9 protein-coding genes are annotated in these 11,077 nt (G+C 39.9%); 5 read left to right on the forward strand and 4 right to left on the reverse strand.

The annotated features are described in order from the left end of the window. The 5 genes from J7K41_02795 to J7K41_02815 form a co-directional block, all read left to right on the forward strand. Positions 1-470, forward strand: a 470-nt coding sequence (locus J7K41_02795; GenBank protein MCD6549608.1) for a hypothetical protein, incomplete at its 5' end; no start/stop codon positions are given. A gap of 67 nt (positions 471-537) precedes the next feature. Then, the gene (cyaB, locus tag J7K41_02800; protein ID MCD6549609.1) at positions 538-1,104 is read left to right on the forward strand and encodes a class IV adenylate cyclase; all 567 of its coding nucleotides are present in this window, start codon (positions 538-540) and stop codon (positions 1,102-1,104) included. 136 nt (positions 1,105-1,240) lie between these two features. Then, positions 1,241-1,864 carry a thymidine kinase gene (locus J7K41_02805; protein MCD6549610.1) on the forward strand — a complete coding sequence of 208 codons (624 nt, stop codon included), beginning with the start codon at positions 1,241-1,243 and terminating at the stop codon, positions 1,862-1,864. A gap of 619 nt (positions 1,865-2,483) precedes the next feature. Continuing rightward, positions 2,484-2,897 carry an NUDIX domain-containing protein gene (locus J7K41_02810; GenBank protein ID MCD6549611.1) on the forward strand — a complete coding sequence of 138 codons (414 nt, stop codon included), beginning with the start codon at positions 2,484-2,486 and terminating at the stop codon, positions 2,895-2,897. 80 nt (positions 2,898-2,977) lie between these two features. Then, the gene (locus tag J7K41_02815) at positions 2,978-3,679 is read left to right on the forward strand and encodes an orotidine 5'-phosphate decarboxylase (GenBank protein MCD6549612.1); all 702 of its coding nucleotides are present in this window, start codon (positions 2,978-2,980) and stop codon (positions 3,677-3,679) included. Between the two features lie 17 nt (positions 3,680-3,696). Here the strand turns inward: J7K41_02815 and J7K41_02820 are convergent, their stop codons facing one another. From J7K41_02820 to J7K41_02835, 4 genes are all read right to left on the reverse strand, one after another. Further along, positions 3,697-4,587 (reverse strand): DMT family transporter, encoded by an 891-nt coding sequence (locus J7K41_02820; GenBank protein MCD6549613.1) that lies wholly within the window; start codon positions 4,585-4,587, stop codon positions 3,697-3,699. A 152-nt stretch (positions 4,588-4,739) separates the two neighbouring features. Continuing rightward, complete coding sequence (locus J7K41_02825; protein MCD6549614.1) at positions 4,740-5,339, reverse strand: HAD family phosphatase; 600 nt, start codon at positions 5,337-5,339, stop codon at positions 4,740-4,742. A 71-nt stretch (positions 5,340-5,410) separates the two neighbouring features. Further along, positions 5,411-7,393, reverse strand: a complete 1,983-nt coding sequence (locus tag J7K41_02830) for a hypothetical protein (protein MCD6549615.1) — start codon at positions 7,391-7,393, stop codon at positions 5,411-5,413. Between the two features lie 158 nt (positions 7,394-7,551). After that, a partial coding sequence (locus J7K41_02835; GenBank protein MCD6549616.1) for a right-handed parallel beta-helix repeat-containing protein occupies positions 7,552-11,077 on the reverse strand: 3,526 nt, incomplete at its 5' end.

Raw genomic sequence — 11,077 nt, forward strand, 5'->3', positions numbered from 1 at the left:
GTGAGGTGTTAGACCCCATTTATTGTTCGGGGTCGCTCCGTTTTGAGGTCGGGTTTGACAATACTCTAGAGGTAAAATTTACATTCTACGTTAATCCTGAAAGAAATCCGGAGAGAATCATACATGAGGGCGCAATTTATCATGAGGTTACACATTACATTCTCCGTTTGAATCTCATAAAGAGAGGCAGTAACACATACTTTCTTTCATGTTTACCTCAAGTCGCTCTTCTTGACGAAGGATTCAGCGAATTTGTAGCCAGGCATCTCACTGGATTATTCATTGACAAACCGAGAATTGATCCATCGGATAATCTTTTCCAACTCTATGAAGGCGGATTCAAAGAAGTTGAAAGTATGTTTATAAGTTTAGGAAGAGATCCTAGGAAGTTGTTAGATAAAGTAACAACAATTATAATAGATCGTATAGAGAACGATGAGAATCCATACGTCATTAACATACAGTTTTAAAAACTGAGCGACAGAAACATCGCTATCATGAATCTATACGTTTCCTGGAATAGAGAAGGATGGTTTTATGAATGAGGAGATTGAGATAAAGGTTATTTTGAAGAACCCTGATCATGTGGAGAAACGACTCAAAGAGATAGGCAAATTAATCAAAGAGGAAGAGCAAAAAGACGAATATTTTGTTCCTAAGGATAATGACTTTTTTGCCGAACATCCTACAAGAGAATACCTACGGATAAGGTACAAAGGAGACACGAGTAAACTGTGTTACCACTACTGTCACTATGATGACAAAGGCGAACTTTTGAAGACGGACGAATATGAGACCGAGATCAAAGATCCAGAGATGATGGCAACGATCTTGAAGAATTTAAATTTTGTCAAACGTGTGACCGTAGTAAAACACAGGACCTATTATGAATACAAAGGGTTTGAAGTTCTCATAGATAAAGTAGACGGGTTAGGGTGTTTCTTAGAAGTAGAAGCCAAGGAAAACTCCTTTCCTTCAAACATAACAGTAGAAGAAGTACGTAATAGTTGTTACGAAATCCTGAAAGAGATCGGTGCTGAGTGGGAACGTGTTCCACGCGGAGGATATCCTGACTTATTGATAAGAAGACAAAGGTCATCTTAAAGAATGTTAACTCAGATACCGGACTGTTTTAATTGTGTGGGTTACTGTTTCAGTATGCTTCAATAAAACCTGATTTTATCGAGGTATTGAACAAACAGAATTTAAAGTTTGCTTTACAGCTAATATGGGTGGTCTTATGGAAAGGTATTCGCGACGTTCTGGAAGATTGACCGGTATTATTGGGCCTATGTTTTCTGGTAAGACAACCGAGTTATTTCGCCGTGCAAAACGTCTGACATTGGCGGGTAAGGAATGGCGTGCATTTAAACCCTGGATCGATCAAAGATATTCTAAGGAGGATATCGTTACGCATGACCTAAACACATTGAAGTGTACGGTTGTTAGAAGGTCCGAAGAAGTGGTCTATCACCTTGAGAAGATTGGGTTTAACGTGGCCGCGACGTTCTTAGACGAGACACAGTTCTTTGATTCTGGGATTATCGAAGCGATAGAGCATATATTAAGACATGGCGTTGATGTGGTTTATGCTGCGTTATCCTCTACTTCGGAGGGTCGGCCGTTTCCGTTTTCAGATGGGAAAAAACACGTGGGAGATCTCTTAGCCCTTCCACACGAAGATATAGTAGTGCTCAAGGCAGTGTGCACGCGTTGTGGAGAGGATGCAGTATTTACCTTTTATATAGGGTCTGAGGAGAAGACGGGTGTGGTTAAGGTTGGCGGTAGCGAATCTTATACTGCTCTATGCAGGGATTGTTATTACAAGATGTTCGATAGCAAGAGAGGAATAGATAAGAAGTAAGTACACGGTAGGACTTTCTCTTCTTTCTCTTATTAAGTCTTGGTGGGTTTTCTCACGTAGATTAAAGGATATAATCTGGGAATAGAACATGAACTTCTCGGCAGAAGAAACTAATCCTCTGACGAAACGATCAGTAAACATCCACAGAGACACGTAACTTATGGATAACAGGTTCTGTAGAAATCGTTTTTAGTTTGGTTATTTTTATCTCGGGTAAAGGGTTGGATGGGATAGTTCGGTAACCAGTTCCAGCCCCTCCGAGATTATATACCCAACATCAACACACCCCTACTAATTATGAATATATATGTTTCCGGTTAGATTACAGGGTTTCGGAACTACTCTCTTCTGAAAAGTAGGTAGGGGGAACTTAAAAAAGGATTATATGAGTTTGGAAAGAAACCCAGCAGGATGAGAAAAAGAAAGTTAAACTTAAGCACATGGTTTATAACTTATATTAGGAATATATTAGGAAAATTATATTTATTTAGAGGTTTTCTACAGAGCCGGATAACACAACTCCTTTTAAATACCAAAAGAAATATATAGACCAAATGAACTTCAATCTGTTGGTGATAAAGTGGAACCTGAAAAAACATCCGAGAAAGACAACGAAGGAGTGCAATTTCCGGAACCTGTGGTTGGGGGAGTGATAATCAACAGAGAAGGCAAAATCCTTCTTATCAAATCACATAAATGGAGTAATAAATACGTGATTCCGGGAGGTCATATAGAACTGGGTGAACATGCAGTTGACGCTTTGAAAAGAGAGATTAAAGAAGAGACCGGTTTGGATGTGTACGATATAAGATTTTTAGGATTTCAGGAATGTATATTTGATGAGAATTATTGGAAGAGAAAACATTTCATACTGTTAGATTTTGTGTGCAAAACAGATTCCAATGACGTGAAACTTAATGATGAAGGCGAAGAATTTATCTGGGTTACCCCTAACGAAGCATTAAAACTAGACCTTGAACCGTATACCCGAAAGGCTATTGAGACCTATCTTGCAAGAGTACAAAAAGATTAGACGTGTTTAACGAACCGTATCGAGTGGCCATCGACTATTTAAAACACAACCTAGACGAACTTATAGGAAGGGGTGTGTTCATGGGAAAGATAATCCGAGTAGACAAGAGTATAATACCCGCATGCGATGTACCTTTAAATACCTATGAGGAGATTGTAAGAGAAACTGCAGATATAGAGAGGATAGGTGGGTATAAGATAGGTTTCTCTTTAGCCCTAAAATACGGTTTACCGAAGATCGTTGAGATAACAAGAAGGTACACGGATAAACCTATCATCTACGATCATCAAAAGGCTGGAACAGACATCCCTGATACAGGTCCCATGTTCATGCGGGTGTGTAAGGATGCTGGGATAGACGCTGTTATACTGTTTCCCCAGGCAGGACCAGAAACCGAAAAGGCATGGATCAGGTCTGCTTTTGACCAGGGGTTAGGGGTTATTGTTGGAGGGTTGATGACGCATCCAAAATACATCAGAAGTGAAGGCGGTTACATTAGAGATGAGGCTATCATGGAGATGTATTCGCTCGCGGCTGAGTTAGGGGTAACCGATTTTGTTGTTCCTGGGAATAAACCGGAAGTAATAGGGCGGATAAAAAGAATGTTGGAAGATAAGGGTGTTTCACCCATCTTCTACGCACCCGGTTTTGTGGCACAGGGCGGCGATATCTCAGAAGTCGGTAAGGTGATCGGTAATAGTTGGCATGCGTTTGTAGGGAGAGGGATCTATCAAGCTAAGGATGTAAGGCAAACCGTCCTAGAATTAATAAGTAGACTATAAAACTTAGAGGTCAAATCTCATTTATGATGTCCCTTTGCAATAAGATAAGAAGAGATCATGATGACCATACCGCCTATTGCCTGTATCGGAGTAAGGACGTTTCTAAGCCAAAGATAAGCAAAAATCGCTCCAGGAACCGGGGCAAGTTGTAGAAGCGAACTCACGATCCATGGTTTCGTGTACTTTAGGGCGGAATAGAAGGTATACAAACTCAATACACTAAACAACACAACGTATACAAGGATCATCCACCAAGTATTTACTCCTATGTTTGTTATATCATGAAACAAGAATAGGGAAACGATTAAAAGGAGAACACCGCCTATCAGGTTAGTAGTTAACGTTAACTCAACCGAATTGATCTTCTTCATCGCCTTTATACTTGGGAGATAAGATAAAGACATACAGAAAACACCTGACATGACCAACAGGTCACCGATTTGAAGTTTCTCACCGAGGGAGTTAATATCAAGATTGGTGGATAATAAGAACACTCCGAAAAGTAAAGATAGTATCAAAAGGGATTGTTTTTTGTCTATCTTTTCATCTAAGAACTTCCAACCAAGAATGGTGACAAATACAGGGTCCAGTCCTAGTAAGAAGACAGCGCGTACAGCAGTGGTGAGGCTAAACCCTGTCAATAACAGAACTGTTCCGCACAGGTTTCTGGTGATTACGACACCCATTATATCAGAGAAGCCGTTCCTTATCCTGTTTAGATTAATCTTCTCCTTCAACAATACAGAAAGAAGGATCAAGAAAGGAACCGATAACAACATGTAGACAGAAGCGAACAGAATAGGAGGAATCTGTTTTGATATCTGGGTTCCGACCACAGTCGCCAAACCCATGACTACCGCAGAGGCTACCGCAAGATAAGTTCCTTTTTTATGTTTGGATAAGGACATCGCAAATAATTTGATATCAAGTTTTATAAATGTATTTTCAGAAGATCTGCAATTTTTCCCCATCTATACTTATCTCCGAAAATCTATCCTTCCATAAATCATTCTATCCTGTTTACATCCCGTTCACAGAGGGAGATCTGCAGAACACCTCTTCATTCTAAGGAGACACCTACCTTCTTTAGTTCTTCTTTTAATTGTTCTGGGTTGTTAAACCGAATAGTCTTGATACCGAGTTGTCTGGCAGGTATTAGATTTCTCTCCTGGTCATCTATAAAGACACATTCCCCCGGTTCTACCTTGAGTTTATCCAGGACGTGTTTATACGCTTGCGGATCCGGTTTACACACACCGTACTCAAAGGAATAAAACTCATGATGGAAGAGTTCCGAGAGCATAAACTGTTCTCTACAGTATTCTATCCATTCTTTTGCATGTACAGAAAGCACTACTACAGTATATTTCTTTCTAAGTGCTTCTATGATTTCACGTGTGCCTTGTATCTCTTGAAAATTTTCCCTAACTTCTCTCTTTAACTTTTGAATGTCTAGGTTCCATCCTGTAACCGTTATAACCCTTTCCCAATATTCATCTTCGGTAATATTACCTTTAAAGAGTAATGTCAATTCAGGGATATGAAGACCTTCATACACCGTTTTAGGATCAAGATTCAATAGTTCAGCGATACGGCGCTCCACACCTAACAAACCTTTAAGATAGACTTCCGCGAGATCGAAGATGATTACCTTCACCATACCATCCCCTGTTATTTTTTGTATATTTTCATGTTTATAAACATTTGGGGTCTGGTTAACCCGTTTCCAAATTAATTTTTATCGCCTCTTATTCTTTTTTCAACTTCTTTCATGAAGTTTTTCCAACTAATGAATTTCCTTCTACAGGTATTTATGGAAGGTAGCCAACCGAAATCATTAGGATACTCTTTTTTCAACATTATCCATTCTTTTGTGGATGGTAGATGACCCAGGAAATAACTCGCCATCACACCCGCGTTCAATATTTCTTCACGTGTCCATACCCCACATTTATGTGTGGCCAAATAATCCTCAACCTCAAGATAATGTTTTGCAACCTCGTACCAAAAGTTATAGTAACCCTTAAACCTGTTTTGGAGGGTCACGATTGAAGGTAGGTTCATATCTTTTTCAGCACGTATCCATTCTGGATACGATGGAATTCTATTGAAGTGTTTGAACACACGATACCCTATCTCAATAAGTTTCTCATAAGGATATTTCATATCTGTGAAATCCAATTTTTCTCTAACCTCTGGATATTCTTTTGCCACTTCCTCCCAAAATGCTTTGAAGGAACCGAACTTATTAACGATGGTTTTGTCAGAAGGCAGACTTTCCTCCTTATATATCTCCCGCCATTCTCCTATATGAACAACATGTCCCTTCTTCTTATAGATCTCATATCCCATGTCAATCAATTCTTTCCTTGAATAAACCTTTTTTCCTTTTTTACTATTTGTTTTTGCAATCCGATCTGCCACCTCAGGGAACCTTTCAGCAACTGCATCCCAGAAACGGTCCCAGGTACCAAACCTACGAAATATAGTCTCTCTGGACGGTAACACCCATCTTTTTTTCCTCAATTCTTCCCACTGATTGCTTGAGATACAACCACCCATACGTATGACAACCTCTTTACCAAGAAACAGCAACTCTCCATCACTACCGATAATTTTATTAGGTAATAATCCAGCATTTATCAGAAGGTTTTGATAATTTTTTGTACATTTCCTTATGTTCATTACAGAGATATCATACCTCTCCAAGAACTCATTTAACGTGGGTGTCTTCCCGAGTTCTCCTGCTAATTCTTTAACCATATTCACTAATGCGTCTTGATCATACCATCTCTCGGTGTTAGGTTTCCTATTTTTCGCTCTTTTTCTGTTTTTGACGGTTCGTGTTATCTCAGGTGTAAACTCGTCCAACAAAAAGACCGGTGCAGTAGGTTCATCCTTAACATCAACCTTTCTCTCAATATATTCCTTAACCCTATCGTATTCAACAAATTCTGTTACTCTTGCGTATCGGTTCCATTCCTCAGGTGTAAACGGTTTATCAGTCCAGTCCAAAAACTGTGCCATCTCGTATCTCATAACACTTTCTACAATAGAATCTATCTCCTTTTTCAAGTTATCAAAGGATCCATACAACCCTATTACTAGAATGGGATGGAACGAGTCTCCTTTCTGATATCTTCTTAACAATCTCTTATAATCAGGTAAATCTCCAGTAGTCAGGTAATCCTTAACTATTTGACGTTCCACCTTAGACACGTCATAACTGTATCTTTTGACGATCTCCTTCCTAACATTATCTAGGAAATAATCCCATGAACCGAACCGTTCTTCAACCCAGTCCTCATCGGGTAGATCACGGTCCTCTGCCCATCTGTTCCAATGATCAGGGTCAGGTAAAACTGCATATTCCCTAACATAATCAACCCCAGCATCCAAGACACGTAGACGGACCCTATAATCCAATTCATTGTACATACCCATCTTACTAGTAAACTCCTGCCATGTACGAACATTCATCAAACTGTACAACTCCTGTTCCTCAAATTCCACTCCTCTAAACTTACAGTAATCCAAGAACTTGTTAAGTGATAGGTCATGAGCATCTTTTTCTTGTGCATATTCCCTGAATAACTTGATCAGTTTATATCTCTTATAATCATCCTGATTCTCGATAAGAGGTTTATGTTTTCCAGATGTTTTATTTCTTGATGTTTTACTTTCCTCCCTCTTTCCATATTTCTTCTTAGGCATACATTTCACCCAAACTCACACGAATTGTGTTTGTTTGTAAAATAATCACATTATATCAACATATATAACAAAAGGCAAATAAAAACCTTTCGGATACCACCTAAAAGAATGTTTGTTGGGGTAAGACTACACTAATTTAGAAGAAGATTAACCTTAGATCAACCCCTCCTAATTAGATCTTGTTGTATATAGACGGGCCCCACACGCACTGGTAACTTGTCAGGATAACCTGGTTTAATACCTGGTCTTACATCTTCGTCTATCAAACCATCACAATCGTCGTCCCTACCGTTCAACCGGTCAAACGCACCGGGATGTACAGTCGGATCAAGGTCGTCACAGTCCACGTACACGTTATACCCGTCACCGTCCATGTCCATTATATCTATTCCCAAGGGCACACAGTCGGGATCCTCATCATCCAACAGACCGTCACAGTTGTTGTCCACCGAATCATCACAACACTCAGTAGTATGTCCAGGGTTGACACAGATCGCGCATGCCGAGGTACCATCAGAAGGACAGCCCGGGTCACAACCGCTCGGGTCGGTGGGACATCCCGGAGGATCGCCAGACGGGTCGTCCAGACAATCATGTTCTATGTATTCGCCGGTTGTGATGTTATAACCGCAAGTTGTATACCCATCTCCATCAGAATCAAAATCCTCGTCAAACAATCCATCACAATCCTGGTCTACACCGTCGCATACCTCTTCAGCACCCGGATGAACCGTTGCATTCAGATCGTCACAATCGCCAGTCCTCCAAGTGTAACCTGATGATGGGCACTGGCTTTCTTCAGTCATAGTATCTACACCATAGGTGTCGGAATCACCATCGTAATAGTAGGTTCTGGTTGCAGTGCACAGACCATCTGGATACGAAGTTTCGCAATAGTTTTCAATGTACTCGTTCGACGAACCATATTCTACTATGTCGTCACTACCGGATCCACAAATAACGTTATGCTCAATGTGATTATTAGATGAAGAACTATGCATGTAAAGCCCTAAGCTTCCGCTGTTTAATATCACATTATCTTCAACATAGCTATTGGTAGTATCGTCTAACTTTATTCCGTAGGAAAAGGCAGATTCAATATAGTTTCTAGATATGTTATTATTACCAGAATCCCATTCAAGAAGTATCCCTTCAAAACACGTGAGATTATGATTACAGATGATCGTGTTATTGTAAATAAGAGAATCATATCCACTAAAGAATATTACACTTTGGGCTGCCCCAGAATCTTGTGAGAGGAAGTAGTTATCCCGTATCTGAAAACTATTTCCATGTGGAATTCTTATCGAACCGTTAATAAATCTATTGTTGTATATTGAAACATAATAAAGAGGATGGTAATAATGATCAAACCATATGACATACCTTCTATTACGGATCTTAAAGGGATTTTCGAAGGTATTGTTTACTATATGCAAAGGAGAAGAAAAACAGGTATTTGAATAGAAATCATTGCATATGGGAGTAGTGTTATAGAAGGTGTTATTAGCAATAAGGTTTGGTGATGAATAATAGGTGTGATAGTCATGTAAAAAGATTGCCCCGTAGTTATAGTAATATTCGTTTGGATTGTCCACACCAATATTTCTAAACCGATTGTTTCTGATGATGAAGTTAGCATCGTGTATGTAGATAGCGGTACCCACACCAGATATATTTTCAAAACTGTTATTTTCAATAATTAACATACCGTTGCCAAATTCCAATAATTGAACGATCGGAGTTGGTACATTAACAAAGTTGCAGTTTTTAACTGTCGTTGCTTGTGAAACAATCATCAATCCCACATCTGCATAACCTATTTCCTGACCAGCAACAGGATCATACGGATATGTGTTGAAATCAGATGTAAATAACGCCCCATTACAATTAATGGTTGTTGCATAACTACTCGGGGACCTAACAATCAGATGAGTATCTTTATCTAAGAAATATGTTATATTACACAATGTAACCTCAGACACTGAATCCAAAGTAAAGAGACCTCTGTCAAAAGACAATCCCTCTAGATAGCTGTCAGGCCAATAAAGATTGACACAATCATAACCCTCAGAACAACTCTGTTCACAAACAGAACTACTTGAAGAACAAACAGTGCCGTTAAACTGGTTAGTGCCACTCACAACATTGACGTCCTCGCCATCACCACAGAAAGTGTTATAGTAGAACCAGTTATTACTCGACCCTTCCAAATGCAACGATTCAGTTTCGCTGTATCGAACATAGTTTCCTTCAAATCGATTATCATCCGAATCTATAACACCTACCCCAATGTCGCAATTCAAAATCCTGTTCAGTTTAAATTTGTTTGAATCAGAGTTATAAACACGTATACCTACTCCGGATTCGTTTATTATCAGATATTTGGCAGTTACATCACCAGCATTTTCTAGATCCAATCCAGTGCCAAAGTTTTCAATAATGAGATCCTTTATGTAGACATTATGATGGCCGTTTATACGTATTCCCTTTGTGCCTTCAGCACCAGTTCCTCTGATCTTATAACCCTCTCCGAGGATGATTACATCGTCTGACTGCACATCTAGACAAACGGACGATGTTGAGGTTATGTTTTCCGTTACCAAATAAATTCCGGGAGAAGACAAGACCTTACAGGAATCTATATTGTGTGAACTATCGATACAAATGTATCCGTTGATAAGTTCATTTTTGTTCGGATCAGAATCATTGCAATCCTCTTTATCATTACCTGCACAAGAAGCAGGGCACGTCGATGGTTTTTCGCCGATCCCCCACCAACAGTATCCGTCACCGTCATTGTCACGACATTCTACATCATGAGAAGTACCGCTAGGCGGGATTACATCACCGATCGTTTGATACGTCAATCCGCTAAATTGCAAAATGTAAGCGTATCCATCGTCACCCCAGTCGTCACTCCATGAATTCTTGATTTCAATAGCATTAATCCCGTAATTTGTAAAGATTTTGAACCCTACGCCTGTTACGCAATGGTTCCACCAATGTATGACCGTTTCTAAAGGTCCATTTGAAAGAAGATCCCGGTAATACTCTTTGACACTGACACCGACCCCTGGATTCAATTGATCATGAATATAATAAACATAAATATCACCGCTGTGACTGGTAATCTTCCATACCCTTGAACTCCAATCATCGCATTTATCGTCACATGGCTCATCCCATGCACTATACGGAAAACATTCTTCATCAACTACACCTGTTTCTTGGATGTAATCAAGAGCAGTGTCAGGCGGCCATCCTCCGTAGCATCCACCAGCACCAATGCATGAAACCAAGTCCTGTTCACTCAAATCTACATCAATATGTTGATTGTAATAAAGATTTATGTGAGCTTCCAACGCTCCGATAGTACCGAACGCCCAACAACTCCCACAACCACCCTGGTCTTTGACAGGGGTGAGCCAGTTCTCACCGTGTGCAGTACGCCAAGAATAACCTATCACATAATCGCTATCCTCTATTGACGTCATAAACTCTTCATAACTCATGTTGATGGAGAACGGTGTGAACAGACCCGACTTGTAGTAGACGATCTCTTCCTGAGCACGTAATAAGGGAACGTACCCATCGGATGTTTGACCGTGAGCCAGTCGTTCCTTTATCCTCTCACCGTTTACGGTATACTCGTATACGTGGTCGTCATCTATGTTCAACAAC

The organism is Candidatus Micrarchaeota archaeon (genome assembly GCA_021163225.1).
GTDB lineage: Archaea > Micrarchaeota > Micrarchaeia > Anstonellales > JAGGXE01 > JAGGXE01.